The sequence below is a fragment of the Nitrosomonas sp. Nm58 genome, assembly GCF_900107335.1.
Classification (GTDB): Bacteria; Pseudomonadota; Gammaproteobacteria; order Burkholderiales; family Nitrosomonadaceae; genus Nitrosomonas.
Genome location: NZ_FNPQ01000049.1, coordinates 1 through 14,507, shown reverse-complemented (window position 1 = coordinate 14,507; position 14,507 = coordinate 1). Strand labels below are relative to the sequence as shown.

Sequence of the window (14,507 nt, the reverse complement as noted above, 5' to 3'; positions counted from 1 at the left end):
AAGCTCGATACACAGACGGACAAAACCTTGGATGTGCATTTGATTGTCGACAACTACGCCACCCATAAGCACCCGAACGTCAAAGAATGGCTGGCCAAACATCCACGCTTTCACCTTCATTTCACTCCCACGTCAGCTTCCTGGGTGAATTTGGTCGAACGTTTCTTCCGGGACATCACCGAAGAGCAGATTCGCCGAGGCGTATTTCGCAGTGTCGATAAACTAGAGGCGGCGATCAAGCAGTACCTGGAACATCGCAATGCTAACCCCAAGCCATATCAATGGACCGCCACTCCAGAAGCAATCTTGGCTAAAGTTACCAGAGATAAAGAAATGTTGGGGACGTTACACTAGCCTGCGCGCCCGTCCTGCTGTCCGGGTGCTCGCAAGGCGGCTTTTAGGATTTTTAACCGATTGTTGAAAAAGCTAAGAACCTTTATAGTTGTTCTTTAGTTTTCTATGGGATGTATTTGTAGCCCCCCGTGTTACTTGGACGGGGAAGGACAGTAATAAAAGTCATTTTTTGTAGTAACAATACATGCTATTTATCTTGTCATGATCGGCTTACCTAGAACAACGATTCACTCTACCTTTAATATACTTAGTATTCAATTACGTTGTTGAAATTGGTTGGCAGAATTATTTGCCACTCTACAATCTCCATATATATTCTATAAATCATTAACTTGAATTACAAGGAACTATGAATGTCCAACTTATTATTTAACGTAACGGGTTCTGTTGATGATGACTTGTTAATTGGCAGTATCGGTGATGATATCCTCACGGGCAACCTTGGCAACGATACATTAATCGGTGGAGTGGGCAATGATGTGGCAGTCTATTTCGACGATCAAGCTAATTACGAGTTCTCGCTCAACTTCAGCGGCCAGACCACTGTACGTGATCTGACTACTGCCGACGGTGACGAAGGTACGGATGTTCTCTTAGATATTGAAATTGTTCGTTTTTCGGATGGAGATGTTAAGTTGTCCTATCAGAATAGCGGTGAATTTCACATCAATACCTATACGACTGGCGATCAATTTGCTCCTGAGATCACCGCACTTACCAATGGTGGATTCGTGGTAACTTGGACGTCTGAAGGCCAAGATGGCGGTGCTTATGTCATCTATGGTCAGCGCTATGATGCCAATGGCGTAGCCCAAGGCAATGAATTTCTTGTCAATACCACTACAACTAGTTCTTACCTTCCTTCGGTCACCACACTAACCAGTGGAGGATTTGTAGTAACTTGGTCTTCTGAAGCTCCAGGCAGCAAGTTTCACATTTATGGTCAGCGCTTTGATGCCAATGGGATTACAAATGGTAGCGAATTTCTTGTCAGCACCAACACAACTCACAGTCAGTCCTCTTCTTCTATCACAGCATTGACCAACGGCGGTTTTGTAGTAGTTTGGATTTCTGATGCTCAAGATGGCAGCGATTATGGTATTTATGGTCAGCGCTTTGATGCCAATGGCGCAGCGCAGGATAGTGAGTTTCATATCAATACCACTACAACCACAACCTACAGTCAATCTTCTCCTTTGATCACCGCGCTAACTAATGGTGGATTTGTGGTAACTTGGATTTCTGAAGGTCAAGATAGCAAGTTTGATATCTATGGTCAGCGTTACGATGCCAATGGGATAGCGCAGGCTGGCGAGTTTCGTGTCAATACCACCACCACTACTACATCCAGTCTTGATCATTCGATCGTCGCTCTGACCAATGGTGGTTTTGTAGCAACGTGGTCATCGGGGTCTTCGAGTTCAGACGGCTTTGGCATCTATGGCCAGCGCTTTGATGTGAATGGAGTAGCACAAGGCAATGAATTTCTTGTCAATACTACTACAACCCGTTCTGAATCCTCTCCTTCTATCACCGCATTGACCAATGGTAGTTTTGTAATAACCTGGAGTTCTGTAGATCAGGATGGCAAGAATGACATCTATGGTCAGCGCTTTGATGCCAATGGAGTAGCACAAGGTAGTGAGTTTCTTGTCAATACCTATACATTTGGCAATCAATCAACTTCTTCCACCACTGCATTGACCAATGGTGGATTTGTGGTTACTTGGGTTTCCACTGATCAGGAGAGTGGCGACGTTAGCGATCGCTTTTTCAGTCCGGGCGGTATTTATGGCCAGCGTTATGACCCAGAAGGAAACAAAATAGGTGATCTTACATTAACGGGTGATGCTAATAATAATAATCTCCACGTCGCTGATACTACGATAGCATCAATTAGATTACTCGGCATGGAAGGCAATGATAGGTTGCAAGGGAGTGTTGGTAATGATGCACTCGACGGTGGTATTGGTGCAGATACTTTGATTGGAGGTCTGGGCAATGACACTTATTTTGTTGACAACGTCGGTGATATCGTCACGGAGAGTCTCAATGCAGGCACTGATACGGTCAACAGCAGCATTGACTATACGCTACCAACCAATCTAGAGAATCTTAATATGACCGGCACATTAGCTATCAACGGTACTGGTAATGATCTGGACAATATTATAATCGCTAATTCAGCGGATAACCAGTTGAATGGTGGTGCAGGAAACGACACACTTAAAGCAGGATATGGTCGTGATGTTTTAACCGGTGGAGTAGGTGACGATATTTTTAATTTCTTTGCGGTTGGAGACTTCGTCATTCATGATTTTGTTAATTCATCCGATTTACTGGTTTTTGATTCAAAAGCCACTGGCCTCTATGATATAAACAACTTATTGTCGGTCATCAGTAGCATTGAAGATAGCAGCGAAGGTGCTATCGTTCATTTTATTGATAATATCGCATCTATCACCTTGATTGGGCTACATTCGGATGATTTATCTACTAGCATGGTTGGATTTGCCTAAGCTCTATGCGAGACTTATATTTGAATTGCTGAGTCGATTAAATAATATTCTAAGTATCTAATATTTAAACCCCATGGTTCATATTAATGAATATTTGGTATTATAAATATCCAATGCCCAGATTTGTCCGTTCTGGCGAGCTAAACAGATTACAAAAATGATTGTGTCAATTTTGTGCCAAACTAAACAAAGAATCTCATTGTTTGAGACTGTGTGACACTGATTTTATGCTAGGCAAGCATTGTAAGTGTCTGATTTAAAAATATATGAAATTTCAGGTTATGTTTCGTAATCAGTAGGTTAAAGCTAATCAAGATATAAGAGACTGCTTGGGTATAGAATCACTGATAGATAACATTATTATGTAGAATCCAACCATTTACATGAATTCCTTCAGGATCATGATGTGTCCAATGAATAACACCACCTTTATTATTCCATTCATATTCACCAAAAAATTCAATTTTATCATTTGGGGATAACGCAAAAATTCTTGGTGCTAAATCTATATTGTGGGTGATCAATAACGTCTGCTTTGATTTCAACTCGATGATAAATCTCTGATGACGACTACCATCAAGATCATCCGATAAAATGGAAATTACAACACCTGTTCCATAAACTTGCAAATTGCTTTTACCAGCCGAGAATAGCTGAGCTAATAATTCATCGCTATCAGCTTCTAATTCAACATAATCAGAAATTACTCCCGCTCTTAACAATCCATTAAAAACATTTCCATAGACATAGACTTCTTCACCTTTAGTGCCAATATAATTGCCAGTGTTGGGATAGTAACGGACTAAATATCCATCAAGAGTAGTAGTAATCACTCCAGCAGGACTAAAATACCCAGGATAAGCAGCCTCAGCAAAATTAAATAACTTATTGCTATTGATTAAAGAATTCTCAGCAGAAGATATTGCTGGAATTAATACCAGCAGCAGTAAAGTAATATATCTCATAGCTATCCGTTAATTCCCAGTATGGTTCATTCACCAAAAATAAAAGATACAATTTCTTAGAGCATGTATGTAAAACAATAAGCTCAGTAAGCTTGTTACCTTGTTACGGCACGTTTTTATGATTCTGTATTATTTCAATGGACACAACAGCTTTGCTATTGTGTATGGTATTAGGTAACAAACTGGCTATGCCAGTCTGTTAGGGTTGGTCAGTTCAAGTCAGTTGCGTATTTTCAATCAATCTCAAAAGAAAGAACGTGACAAATCTGACGAATATTGGCGTGCATGAGCGGTATCAATATAAACAAAAACAGTTAGTTATAACACCTGTTAATCCGACGGTCACTGGTATAAGACAGGAGTGGGAAGTTATCGATGAATAACTCTTTGTTCTATAGAGATATTACCGGAATGCTTCGGTTGGGGTGTCGGGGTGAGTGCCGGACTGATGGTTTTGCTTCCTATTTAATGTTCTGGATGTACTGTAATATGACCTTAGTAGTGCTTTCCATTGGTAATTTTGTCAATGGCCAATACTGGCTCAGTTCTGTTGGCCATTGACAAACGGTTTTCTTCAACCTAAATTGCAACCTTTGGAGCGATAGGCAATAGGTTGGACCGGCGCGGAAAGAACCTGGTAAAGATCCGCTGGCTTACAATTCAATCGGAGGTTTGATCAGCAACCGATAGTAGAGCCGTCAACTGAATAAGGAATCCGTGTGCGGATTTTATCGTGGCTCGGCCGCACAAGCGAGCAAAGCAGAGCACAACTCTTGCTTGCTGTGCATGACCAGAGGATTATCAAGAATAGGTTTTGCCAGAAATAAAATTCATCTTGCAATTACGGGGAAATCTTTTTAGGAATACAGGATAATGCGTCCTTAGTAAAAAAGCATTTATTATTTCTATACGCAGAGCAGATATCAAAGATTTACTACTCACGCAATGTGCTTCGCTTATTGGCGTTTTACAAAAAACGAACTCGGCGAACAGTGACGCTCAGCGCAAATAAGGCGGGATAGGTTCTCCAAAGAACTCGCGCATTAAAAAATTTTCGAGTCCTTCGCTATCTCCTGGGCGTGCGGACAGGACGACGATGCGATTAAGGCGATCTGATTCCCAGTGAAAGTCTTCCTGATGATACTGACGAATGAGCTGGATCATCCTGCGGATGATTGCACGCTTGATGTCACCATCCGGACCTGCTTCAACTTCAATTAATACTCGCCGCGGATTGCTGTCGCCGGTTGTCCAGGAGCGAAACGAGAACTGCGCATAGCGTGGGCCAATGTTGATAATTTGGAAAATGCCATTGGTACCGGGTATTTGCAAGTTACGTTTGACTCTCGCTATCCTGATCTCTTCCGCTGAGGGCTGGGGTTCAGAGTTAATATTTTTGTTGTTCTCAGGCCCATCAAAAATACCAGGCGGCCGGTTTTGTTGCCTTCTTTTTTGATTAATATACGCTGATAAATCGGTCGGTGCAGCAGTATCTTTTTTTTGTGGAGCTTCGGTTCTGGTTTCTTCCCTGGGTGGTGTAACCTTTGCCGTTTCAATCGCATCCTGCTTGACAGGCGGCGGCTTGAGTGGAGTGAGAGGCCGGGGGCGCGGAAGCGGCGGCATTACCCGCTTCGGTGCTATTTCTACTTGCTGCGCTTCATTTTGGGGTTGCGTCTCGATGCCTTTGGATGGCGGCGGAACGGGTTCTCGTGGCTGTGCGAGTTCCGGAAGCTCCAGGAATTCTGCTTCGATTGCGTCAGGAATATCAATACTGACTTTGATTTCGGGTACTGTCAGGTGAAAACCAAATACCCAGATGATGATCAGCCAAAGCAGCGCCGCCAGCGGCAGCGGCCACCAGAGACGAATTTCCCTTGTTCTGGAGCTATTCATCGCGACGGACTTTATCAAGCTATTAAGGGATATAGGAATTATTTATGCCGAACCGCGATCAGAAAATGCTGCACGCCCGCATTCCGCGCTCGGAGCATTGCCTGAACTACAATGCCCTGTGGTGCTTCATTATCCGCTGATACGATCAATTTTTGCTTGGCATCCTCAAGCAGCGGTTTAAGTGTGGTAGCCAAGGTATCGAGGGTAACGGATTCTTTATTGATAAAAATTTCATTGTCCTTGGTTAGGGTTAAAGTTACCGGTTTTTCGGCACTGAGTTTCTCGGCTTGGCCTTCGGGTAAGTTGACTTGCAGAGAATCCAGATTCTGCATGGATAACGAAGCCAGCATAAATGTCGCGAGCAGAAAGAACATGACATCAATCATGGGAATAATCTGGATATAACCTTTTCGGGGTGTTCTGGATTTACGCAGTTTCATGGGTGTCTTCCTTTAGATCCAGCCGGATATGATCGATCAGGCGCGTGCCGAGGCGTTCCATTTCATCCATGGTTTGTGATTGTAGGCGTGAGAAGTAATTGAATCCAAATAATGCAACCAGCGCGATAATCAGACCAATAACGGTTGCAATCAGTGCTTCGGCAACACCCCCTGTCACTGCGGTGGGGTTAACGGTACCTTCGCTGCCAATGATTTGAAAGGCGCGCATCATGCCGACAACGGTTCCTACGAGCCCCAGCAGCGGTGCAGCTGTCACGATTGTTTCCAGCGCCCAGAGGCGGCGGGCCAATGAATTTTCAATTAGCTGGGCTTCATCCGCTGCACGCGATTCGGTCCACCAGGATGGTTGGTGCCGATTGGAAATCACAACTTCAAAGAAGCGCTTGTAATAATGGCGTTTATCAAGTCCTGAGAGGATTTTTTCCAGGTCTTCCCACTTGAAGCCATAGGTTTCAATGAGATTCAACAAATCGTTTGAGAGACGGGCGAATCGCCAGTAAACAAACGCTTTTTCGAGCATTATTGCCAGCGCGATGACACCCAGCAAAGATAACGGCAGAATAATGATTCCGCCCAGTTTTAACATGATCCAGGCTTGATTAAGGTATTCCATTCTTCATAAACTCCAGATTGGGTATGTTTTTATAACGTGTGATTCGAAACGGTCATTGCTTTGAATTTAAACCCCTGAAACTGGATAATCAGAGAGTTCCGGTGCGATGAATGCGTGCTTCACAGTCACTTCTGCGTAAAGGTTGCGGTGGCTATTTTGCGCTTTTTCCATTTTAAGCCAGAAGCTGAAAATGTAGATCAGGAATCTATTGCTGCTACGGGATGATGTGACATTTGATTTTGTCTGGGGTCAGCTTTCCAGCTCCAACCTTTACTTCCATCGACATCAACTGTGATTAGCTGATTCCCACTATTTTTTGCTTTCATTCCTGATAAAAGTAACTACGCGTGCAATTTCCTCATTGCTAAGAATTTGCTGAAATGGCGGCATTCCGTAATGTCGAGGATTTGCCGCTGTCGTAGCCAGATAACCTCTTTTTGAGACGATGCGGATCGGATGCGGATCGTATTCAAGAGAGAAGTGATAAGAGGGCATCCTGGATTTTGTGTAAAGGGTTTTAAATACTGCCGAGGCATTCTTTCCTCAAACTGAATGATAAACCTGTTTAATGCTGGCCTCCAATTTCTTACTGGCATGGGCTATTTTTTGCTAATGTTAATCAGTGCCAAACAGAATAATTTGGTTACAGATCCATCATTGAGAAACGATGCCAATTTTTCTGATTGTTCATCTCTTTATGGACATAATATAGGGTGCCGGGCTGTTAATCCGAGGGTGGCAGGCCCGAACCCTGATCGGGGAGTCATCTATTCGTGACTCACTGTTCTATAAAGAAATTGACGAGCGTGCCTGATAAGCATGCCGGGGTGACCGCCGGACTTCGACCCCTGCTTCCACGTAACATCAATTTTCTTGCACACAGCTAGATCATCTGGTCATTTTGTTTCCGACGCTAACAGGCCAGTTCCTCAATGCTCAGTTAATTGCTTTGAATTGATTAGGCTTAAAGGTCTATAGAGAGGTAGTTGCTGTTGCTCGAATCCAGCAATATCAATTAGAAGCTCTGTAACGCTCATTGACCAGGTCACTTCGACGTTTATATTGAACGACCAGATGATCTACATCGAGCGATCTCTACCTATACCCACTTAAGGAACGCTCTGTTCCACAACAGCGCTCTAAAGGCGACCGTTAATATTAATGGCACGCCGACTCTGCTCAGCATGTATGATTATTTTTTCAATTTCTCCCATCTTGTATCCTTAGTAATTCTTAAGGCAATCAACTTCGATGACGGCCACATCAACTGGGACAGTTGGATTGATCGTAAGCTTCTTATGTAAAAATCGCTAACACTTTATTAAAATCTCGAACTGAGACCATGATAAGCCAGTTACGTAATTTGTCCTGCTTGTTGACACATCAAATTGCCCTACGGATCCTTTCGAGATCTCAGGCGCTGATTCTATGCTGAAATACCTGAGGTCTCGATAAAGGTTGCTGGCAAAGTGTGATTACGAGTCGTACTGGGAGATATATTTTCCAAGTATCCTTTCGTATTGATCCTTAACAACCTCGTAACACTCACATGCGGCAGCCAGCAGACTCTTCCGGTCAAGCAATTCTATTTCTCCGCGCGCATATTTGATGAGCCCTTCATCCTGAAGTTTTGCAGCCGCTGCGGAAACGCTTTCACGGCGCACACCTAGCACGTTGGAGATACGGTCGTGCGTCATATGGATGGTTGTTGTTTGCAGATTGTCGCTAATGATCAGCAAGAATCGGCATAGCTGCTGTTCGATAGAATGCAGGCGATTACAGATCACATTCTGAGAAATTTGGGCAAGCAGTGTCTGTGTATAAAGCATGCAGATTTCCTGAAAGTCCGGTATTTCCTCAAAGTATTTTTCAACATCTTTTGCTTTCATCACATAGGCCTGGCCGGGATTCATGGCTACGGCTCGTTTAGCCATCCGGGCATCCCCGATAAAAGTTACGACACCAACCATACCCTGCCTGCCAGTCATTCCAACCTCGATCGATTCTCCATCTTCTGTTTCGTAAAGCAAACAGATCATGGCGGTAGTGGGAAAATAGATATGCTTGCGCTTTTCGTTCATTTCCCACAGGACCTCGTCCAGTTTCAGATCGACCAGTTCTAGCGAAGGTTCGATCTTGTCGAATACGTTTTCCGGCAAAGCTGCCAGAAGAAGATTCCGTATTTTAGAGGGGGCTTTTTCAACCGCGGGCATAATGGCTATCCAAATTATTCCGGCCTTGACCTGCACCTTCATTTCGTCTGGAAATCGTTGATCTATTATATAAAATAGTATGACAGTCTAAATTTTAACATAAATCTGAGTGATAGCTTAAAGTGCGATAGCGTACAGACGCTTCTTTTCGCGCCCCGTATCTTTTGCGTAAGTGCAATTCATGTCTGTAGCTTTTTCTTTCAGGCAAGCTGCACTGAATGCAAGTCGCTTTGTACATCACTTTACTGGAGAATACAACATGAACAATATCAACATGCAAGCGTGCATAGATGCGTGTAGTCACTGCCACCAAACCTGCTTGCATACCGCGATGACTCATTGTCTTGTGGTAGGCGGCAAACACGTCGAAGCCAATCATTTTCGCCTCATGATCAACTGCGCAGAGATCTGTCAGGCATCGGCTAACTTCATGTTAAGCGGCTCGGCCTTTCACCAGAAGGTTTGTGCAATCTGTGCCGAGATCTGCGACGCTTGCGCCAAGAGTTGCGAGGAGATCGGTGGTATGGAAGATTGCGTCAAGGCTTGCCGCGAATGCGCGGAGAGCTGTCGTAAAATGGCTGCCACCAGGCCTTATTAGACTGAACTGAGCATGCAATCAGGGCCAGGTCTAGATTTTATGTGGATTTTATGGCTTTATAATTACTTGGCGCTATTTGCGTTAAATGTGGGAAAGATACTAGAATTTCCCAAGTAATTAAATTTATTTCCATAAATTTGGTAAAAACCATCGTCTTTAGACGGTGACCTTGACCTTAAATGTGTTGACTCATGCGCGTTTAGCTTGGTGCGGGTAGACGACTTTAGTCGTCTGCACCCAAGCTGCGTTAACCCACCTACTTTCAGTAGGTGGTAGTTTAGTGATATTTGCCATGAAGCCTATAGACTTTCAAAAATGGTTGGCACAATCTGATATGTTAACGCCTTCTCAACGGCAACGCGCCTTGATTGGCCAGGCGGCGAGCTACAACCTTATCGAGGAACGAATTGCTGATGAGAGGAAGTGCCCTCATCGTCATACACCGGGAGGCATGCGACATGGGATGGCGAATGGTCTTCAGCGCTGCCGGTGCAATCATTGCGGTCACACTTTCAACGCGTTGAAAGGCACGCAAACGGCAAGGCTTCGCAAGAAAGAAAAGTGGTTGGATTATGCACAGTCTATAAAAGAGGATGAGACTATCAAAAAAGCGGCTCAGCGCTGCATCATCCACTCGTCTACGGCATCTCTGCTTGCGACACCGGTTTCTAAAAGGATTCGTGGCTGACAAAGTATCGGTGTTGTCTGGTATTACTGAGGCGGATGAAACCTTTTTCCTGGAGTCCTTCAAGGAGCAGCGAAATCTTCTGAGACCCGCTCGTAAACGGGGTGGGAAAGCAGTACTTATTATGGTCAATTCAGGTACTATCTGACTTCGCACACTCAAAAGATGTTGCCTCCTAATGCAAATAGAAGCCAAAGAAAAATCCAGGTACGCTGTCGTGGCGGCCGTTCAACTGCCGAGCGTGAGTGATGTCGAGTTCGAGGCATCGCTGAACGAGCTACGCGAGCTCGCAAAAACACTGGGATATGAGGTCGTCAACACATTCGTGCAGAAGCGCGCCAGCTTCGACACGACAGCTTACCTTGGCGCCGGCAAGCGGCAGGAAATACGCCGCTTCGTCAACAACGAATCCGAGTCCGAGGAAACAGTCGCCAACCCTGATAGCCGGGACATCGATACCATCCTGGTCGACCACGAGATCTCCCCCTCGCAGGCGCGCAACCTTGAAAAGGAGGTCGGCTGCGAGGTGATGGACCGCACTATGGTTATCCTCGAAATTTTTCACCGCAATGCCCGCTCTCGCGCAGCGCGCGCCCAGGTGGAGATCGCGCGCCTCGGCTACATGGCGCCACGCCTACGCGAGGCGGCGAAGCTTGCGGGTCCGCAAGGGCGGCAACGCAGCGGCGTCGGGGGCCGGGGGGGCGGCGAGTCGCACACTGAGTTGGACCGACGCAAAATCCGTGACCGTATCGCCGAACTTCAACAGGAAATTGTCGCGATGGATGTCGAGCGTAAGACACAGCGCGCACGGCGGCAAGAGCGCCAGAAGCTCGCTGTCGTGGCGCTCGTCGGCTATACGAACGCTGGCAAGTCCACTTTAATGCGAGCGCTCACGGGAAGCGAGGTGCTGGTGGCGAATAAACTCTTCGCTACGCTTGATACCACAGTACGGACCCTCCACCCGGAGAGTGTGCCACGCGTGCTCGTCAGTGACACAGTCGGTTTCATCAAGAACCTGCCCCACGGACTCGTCGCCTCGTTCAAGTCAACACTGGATGAAGCGCTTGATGCATCGCTGCTGCTCCACGTCATTGATGCAAGCGATCCCGGGTTTGAGCGCCAGCTTGAGGTCACCGATAAAGTGCTTGAGGAGATCGGAGCGAATACCGTGCCGCGCATTCGCGTTTTCAACAAGATCGACCATGTCGGCGATGCAACGGCGCAGGCTGAACGCGAAGCGGCCTTGCAGACACAGTATCCGGATTGCGTCGTGATGAGCGCACGCCGACCTGATGAGGTAGCGAAGCTACGCGAGAAGATTGTCGCGTTTTTCCAGCAGGATCTGGTTGAGGCTGAACTTTTTCTTCCCTGGTCGGCACAGCAATTGCGTGGGGAAATCTACGCGAGCTGTCAGGTGCTGGAGGAGCGAGCAGACAGTGAGGGCGCCTTCTTCCGAGTCCGCGGCGAACCCGATGCTATCGAAAACCTGCGCGAGCAGTTCAGCCAAGTGTGATGAATGGCTTCCGTCACAAAGTTTTTGTATGACCGAGTAGATGCGCGCCTATGTGTTCATGACCACATCATATTTGCTGCGCTCCGCCGATCGAACTGAGTCCGGTGCGTGCGGGCATGGTGGCGTATCCAGCGGAATATCGTTGGTGTAGCTACCGGGTAAACGCGTAGGGGGAGACCGCCGATACACTAGTGAAACCGCATCCCCTTTATGTGGCATTGGGGTTAAATGATGCTGGCAGGCAAAGGGCTTACCGCGAGTTGTTCCGTTATGAATTGGCGTCGGGATTGGTTGATGAGATTCGGTGGGCAACGAATGGCAACTTCGCATTGGGCACTGAACGTTTCGCAACACAGGTATCGACAACCGAGCGGATGATGCCAGCCCGGATGTTATCGGATTACAGAGGGTCGTTAAAAGGGAGCCACTCCATGATACAGAACCAGAATTTCGTTCATTTTTTCCTTTTATCCTTGATACGTTGATTCTGAGTGTCTACTTCGAATAAACCAATAGTCTTGATGAGGTCGCTGAATTTTGCGTAACCGTAATTGCGCGAATCGAACGCCGAGAAATTCTTCACGATATGTTTTTTCACCTCGCCCATGTGAGCGAAGCCGTCTTCATCGGAAAGCGCTTCAATTGCAGAGCGGATCAATGAAACGAGCTTGGTATCCATTGCCAGTTCCTTGGAGTTTTTCTTGGTGCCGGGTATGGTTGCAGCTTCACTCGAAGATATCACAGATTTTGTGGTTTTCTTTTTCGGGCTCGTTTTTAATTTGCCGGAAGTGTCTTCCATTTGTACCAAAAGACTGTTTTCACTGTCTACCTGCTTGTTTTGCGAGAGGATTTCGAAGTATTTGAATTCGTTGCAGGCGGCTTGCAATGATTCTGGTGTTTTTTTCTCGCCAAAACCATAGACCAGTTTGCCGGATTCGCGGAATCGAATCGCCAATCTGGTGAAATCGCTATCGCTGGAAACGATGCAAAAACCGTCTAGGGGAGCTGTGTAGAGCAGATCCATGGCGTCAATGATCAGCGCGCTATCTGTTGCATTCTTACCCTTGGTATTGGCATATTGCTGAATGGGTTGGATGGCGTGTTTAGGCAGGATTTCCTTCCACCGGTTCAGCTGATTTTGTGTCCAGTCGCCATAAATACGTCTGACACTCGCATCTCCGAATTTTGATATTTCCTCGAACAATTCATCAATTAGGTCGATCATCTTGAAGGTATTGTCTGCATCAATCAATACCGCCAGTCTCGGATTGTTGCTGTCGGCACTCATAGGCTTGTCCGGGGATAATCAAGAACTGGGGTGAGCATATTCATGCGAGAATTCCTGAAGTTATCTGAATCTGAAAGTATACAGGACATACTGTTTCTGACTCCGTCTGCGTTCTGATATGATAGACCAGCGTTGGTGATGTCATAGGTTAGTTTGTCTATAAGAAAAATATAAGAAAAATAAATGTCTTTTTTTTTCCTAAAATTTAAATAGATAGCATAACCAAATAATGAAGCGATGAAGCATCCCGGGTTTTCCGGAAACTCGGTAGTTTGAGTCAAGCTGTGATGCCTGGTTCTTTCTGTTGATAATAATACGCTCTTTCCAACGCTGCCGGTGGGATGCTACCAGTCAGGGCCAGGTCTATACCAGTCAGGGCCAGGTCTAGATTTTATCTAGCTTTGTAGCTACTTTCCTGCCTTTATTTTCTTGGCTCTATTTGCCCGAACAATATTACCAACTGTTGTAAAATGCAAATTAAAAAATGTGCCTATGTCTTGATAACTATATTCTCCTGTTGTATAAGCTGCCACAATAGCCCGATCACGGTTTTTGTGAGCTTTAGCGATTTCTGCCAACGGTTTAGCAGGCGAACGACGTTGCACTTGGGGTATGTTGATATCGTCGGATTTTCCTTTGATCTTTTCCTGCATCCGCTTAATAAAATTATCATCGCCAAGAAAAACCTGCCGATTTAAATGCTTCCAGATGGATTCCTGATCAATCCCCTGGGCAATAAACTGGATATAGTGTTGCATGGCTTTTTCCCGCTGTGCAGCAAACTGCGCAAGCAAACGGTCTTTTGCCAACCAAGGTGGTGTCACAGCCTTTTCTATCATGGCGTTATAACTGCTCCATGGTCATGCGCCAGGATTGTCAACAATGCCGGCTCGCACAGGGTTAAGGACCACGTAACGGGTTAATTCCATGAGATAACTATCTGAATTAACAAGAATCGCCTTGTAACGCCCCTGGAATAAATGCCCACTTCGCCTATGACGTCGGTTTGATGTTTGTGTAAACACACCATTGAGCTGCCGCATTCCCTTCGATAAATTACCATCCGGCGTTTCGATCACCAAAAGATATAGACCTGCCCCTGAGGTATCCCCACGGAATATCATTAAAAAACAATGTATTGTTGGATGGAATTCGGATAAAAATAAGATCAAGCCGGTCTGAGCATAAAATTTCTTTCTAAAATAATAACCTGGAAGGATAAATTTATGTCGATTATTGATCTGCTGCATAACTTATTGAAAGAAAAAGTTCCCGGCATTCATGCTACCCGTCTCCAAGCTCTGATGGCTTGCTGTTCAGGCTGGTTTGAAAGGAGCGTCTGTATCGATTACGCAGCTCGGGCGGTCGCTTTCCGGACCTGCCTATATCAAACACAAAATCAAGC

The 14,507-nt window shown here is 45.6% G+C and carries 15 protein-coding genes; 5 read left to right on the top strand and 10 right to left on the bottom strand.

Annotated elements, in window-relative coordinates; genetic code table 11:
* Together BLW34_RS13130 and BLW34_RS17270 are read left to right on the top strand one after the other, a co-directional pair.
* On the top strand, nt 1-354 hold a 354-nt coding region (locus BLW34_RS13130; RefSeq protein ID WP_177166042.1), incomplete at its 5' end, for a transposase.
* Between the two features lie 353 nt (nt 355-707).
* The gene (locus BLW34_RS17270; protein WP_090580443.1) at nt 708-2,873 is read left to right on the top strand and encodes a hypothetical protein; all 2,166 of its coding nucleotides are present in this window, start codon (nt 708-710) and stop codon (nt 2,871-2,873) included.
* Between the two features lie 341 nt (nt 2,874-3,214).
* On the opposite strand, the gene BLW34_RS13120 is transcribed toward BLW34_RS17270, so the two are convergent.
* Nucleotides 3,215-3,838: a DUF3465 domain-containing protein gene (locus tag BLW34_RS13120; protein WP_090580440.1), complete on the bottom strand. Its 624-nt coding sequence runs from the start codon at nt 3,836-3,838 to the stop codon at nt 3,215-3,217.
* 375 nt (nt 3,839-4,213) lie between these two features.
* Here BLW34_RS13120 and BLW34_RS16205 point away from each other — a divergent pair, with 375 nt between their 5' ends.
* Nucleotides 4,214-4,399 carry a hypothetical protein gene (locus tag BLW34_RS16205; RefSeq protein ID WP_177166041.1) on the top strand — a complete coding sequence of 62 codons (186 nt, stop codon included), beginning with the start codon at nt 4,214-4,216 and terminating at the stop codon, nt 4,397-4,399.
* 438 nt (nt 4,400-4,837) lie between these two features.
* Here BLW34_RS16205 and BLW34_RS13115 read toward each other — a convergent pair whose 3' ends face one another.
* The 5 genes from BLW34_RS13115 to BLW34_RS16200 form a co-directional block, all read right to left on the bottom strand.
* Nucleotides 4,838-5,731: a hypothetical protein gene (locus tag BLW34_RS13115; protein WP_090580437.1), complete on the bottom strand. Its 894-nt coding sequence runs from the start codon at nt 5,729-5,731 to the stop codon at nt 4,838-4,840.
* Nucleotides 5,732-5,769: 38 nt separating this feature from the next.
* Nucleotides 5,770-6,171 (bottom strand): ExbD/TolR family protein, encoded by a 402-nt coding sequence (locus BLW34_RS13110; RefSeq protein WP_090580434.1) that lies wholly within the window; start codon nt 6,169-6,171, stop codon nt 5,770-5,772.
* Complete coding sequence (locus BLW34_RS13105) at nt 6,158-6,805, bottom strand: MotA/TolQ/ExbB proton channel family protein (RefSeq protein WP_090580432.1); 648 nt, start codon at nt 6,803-6,805, stop codon at nt 6,158-6,160. The genes BLW34_RS13110 and BLW34_RS13105 overlap by 14 nt, the downstream gene beginning before the upstream one ends.
* Nucleotides 6,806-8,280: 1,475 nt before the next feature.
* Nucleotides 8,281-9,018, bottom strand: coding sequence for a Crp/Fnr family transcriptional regulator (locus tag BLW34_RS13100; protein ID WP_256203797.1), 738 nt, complete (start codon nt 9,016-9,018; stop codon nt 8,281-8,283).
* 94 nt (nt 9,019-9,112) lie between these two features.
* Complete coding sequence (locus BLW34_RS16200; protein ID WP_177166040.1) at nt 9,113-9,397, bottom strand: hypothetical protein; 285 nt, start codon at nt 9,395-9,397, stop codon at nt 9,113-9,115.
* A 511-nt stretch (nt 9,398-9,908) separates the two neighbouring features.
* Here BLW34_RS16200 and BLW34_RS13090 point away from each other — a divergent pair.
* Together BLW34_RS13090 and hflX are read left to right on the top strand one after the other, a co-directional pair.
* On the top strand, nt 9,909-10,304 hold the full coding sequence (locus BLW34_RS13090; protein WP_143037929.1) for a hypothetical protein: 396 nt from the start codon (nt 9,909-9,911) through the stop codon (nt 10,302-10,304).
* 175 nt (nt 10,305-10,479) lie between these two features.
* On the top strand, nt 10,480-11,814 hold the full coding sequence (hflX, locus tag BLW34_RS13085; RefSeq protein ID WP_090580423.1) for a GTPase HflX: 1,335 nt from the start codon (nt 10,480-10,482) through the stop codon (nt 11,812-11,814).
* Between the two features lie 48 nt (nt 11,815-11,862).
* Here hflX and BLW34_RS16195 read toward each other — a convergent pair whose 3' ends face one another.
* The 4 genes from BLW34_RS16195 to BLW34_RS16570 all read right to left on the bottom strand — a co-directional run bounded on the left by BLW34_RS16195 (nt 11,863) and on the right by BLW34_RS16570 (nt 14,184).
* Nucleotides 11,863-12,033 carry a hypothetical protein gene (locus tag BLW34_RS16195; RefSeq protein WP_177166039.1) on the bottom strand — a complete coding sequence of 57 codons (171 nt, stop codon included), beginning with the start codon at nt 12,031-12,033 and terminating at the stop codon, nt 11,863-11,865.
* A gap of 235 nt (nt 12,034-12,268) precedes the next feature.
* Nucleotides 12,269-13,102, bottom strand: a complete 834-nt coding sequence (locus BLW34_RS13080; protein WP_090580420.1) for an NYN domain-containing protein — start codon at nt 13,100-13,102, stop codon at nt 12,269-12,271.
* Nucleotides 13,103-13,509: 407 nt separating this feature from the next.
* Complete coding sequence (locus tag BLW34_RS13075) at nt 13,510-13,941, bottom strand: hypothetical protein (RefSeq protein ID WP_090580418.1); 432 nt, start codon at nt 13,939-13,941, stop codon at nt 13,510-13,512.
* A gap of 21 nt (nt 13,942-13,962) precedes the next feature.
* The gene (locus tag BLW34_RS16570; RefSeq protein ID WP_218138860.1) at nt 13,963-14,184 is read right to left on the bottom strand and encodes a hypothetical protein; all 222 of its coding nucleotides are present in this window, start codon (nt 14,182-14,184) and stop codon (nt 13,963-13,965) included.
* Nucleotides 14,185-14,507 lie beyond the last annotated feature (323 nt).

Excerpts from the sequence above, each read along its gene's own strand:
- BLW34_RS17270 (WP_090580443.1), top strand. The coding sequence starts at position 708 with ATGTCCAACTTATTATTTAACGTAACGGGTTCTGTTGATGATGACTTG.
- BLW34_RS13120 (WP_090580440.1), bottom strand. The coding sequence starts at position 3,838 with ATGAGATATATTACTTTACTGCTGCTGGTATTAATTCCAGCAATATCT.
- BLW34_RS16205 (WP_177166041.1), top strand. The coding sequence starts at position 4,214 with ATGAATAACTCTTTGTTCTATAGAGATATTACCGGAATGCTTCGGTTG.
- BLW34_RS13115 (WP_090580437.1), bottom strand. The coding sequence starts at position 5,731 with ATGAATAGCTCCAGAACAAGGGAAATTCGTCTCTGGTGGCCGCTGCCG.
- BLW34_RS13110 (WP_090580434.1), bottom strand. The coding sequence starts at position 6,171 with ATGAAACTGCGTAAATCCAGAACACCCCGAAAAGGTTATATCCAGATT.
- BLW34_RS13105 (WP_090580432.1), bottom strand. The coding sequence starts at position 6,805 with ATGGAATACCTTAATCAAGCCTGGATCATGTTAAAACTGGGCGGAATC.
- BLW34_RS13100 (WP_256203797.1), bottom strand. The coding sequence starts at position 9,018 with ATGCCCGCGGTTGAAAAAGCCCCCTCTAAAATACGGAATCTTCTTCTG.
- BLW34_RS16200 (WP_177166040.1), bottom strand. The coding sequence starts at position 9,397 with ATGATTGGCTTCGACGTGTTTGCCGCCTACCACAAGACAATGAGTCAT.
- BLW34_RS13090 (WP_143037929.1), top strand. The coding sequence starts at position 9,909 with ATGAAGCCTATAGACTTTCAAAAATGGTTGGCACAATCTGATATGTTA.
- hflX (WP_090580423.1), top strand. The coding sequence starts at position 10,480 with ATGCAAATAGAAGCCAAAGAAAAATCCAGGTACGCTGTCGTGGCGGCC.
- BLW34_RS16195 (WP_177166039.1), bottom strand. The coding sequence starts at position 12,033 with ATGCCACATAAAGGGGATGCGGTTTCACTAGTGTATCGGCGGTCTCCC.
- BLW34_RS13080 (WP_090580420.1), bottom strand. The coding sequence starts at position 13,102 with ATGAGTGCCGACAGCAACAATCCGAGACTGGCGGTATTGATTGATGCA.
- BLW34_RS13075 (WP_090580418.1), bottom strand. The coding sequence starts at position 13,941 with ATGATAGAAAAGGCTGTGACACCACCTTGGTTGGCAAAAGACCGTTTG.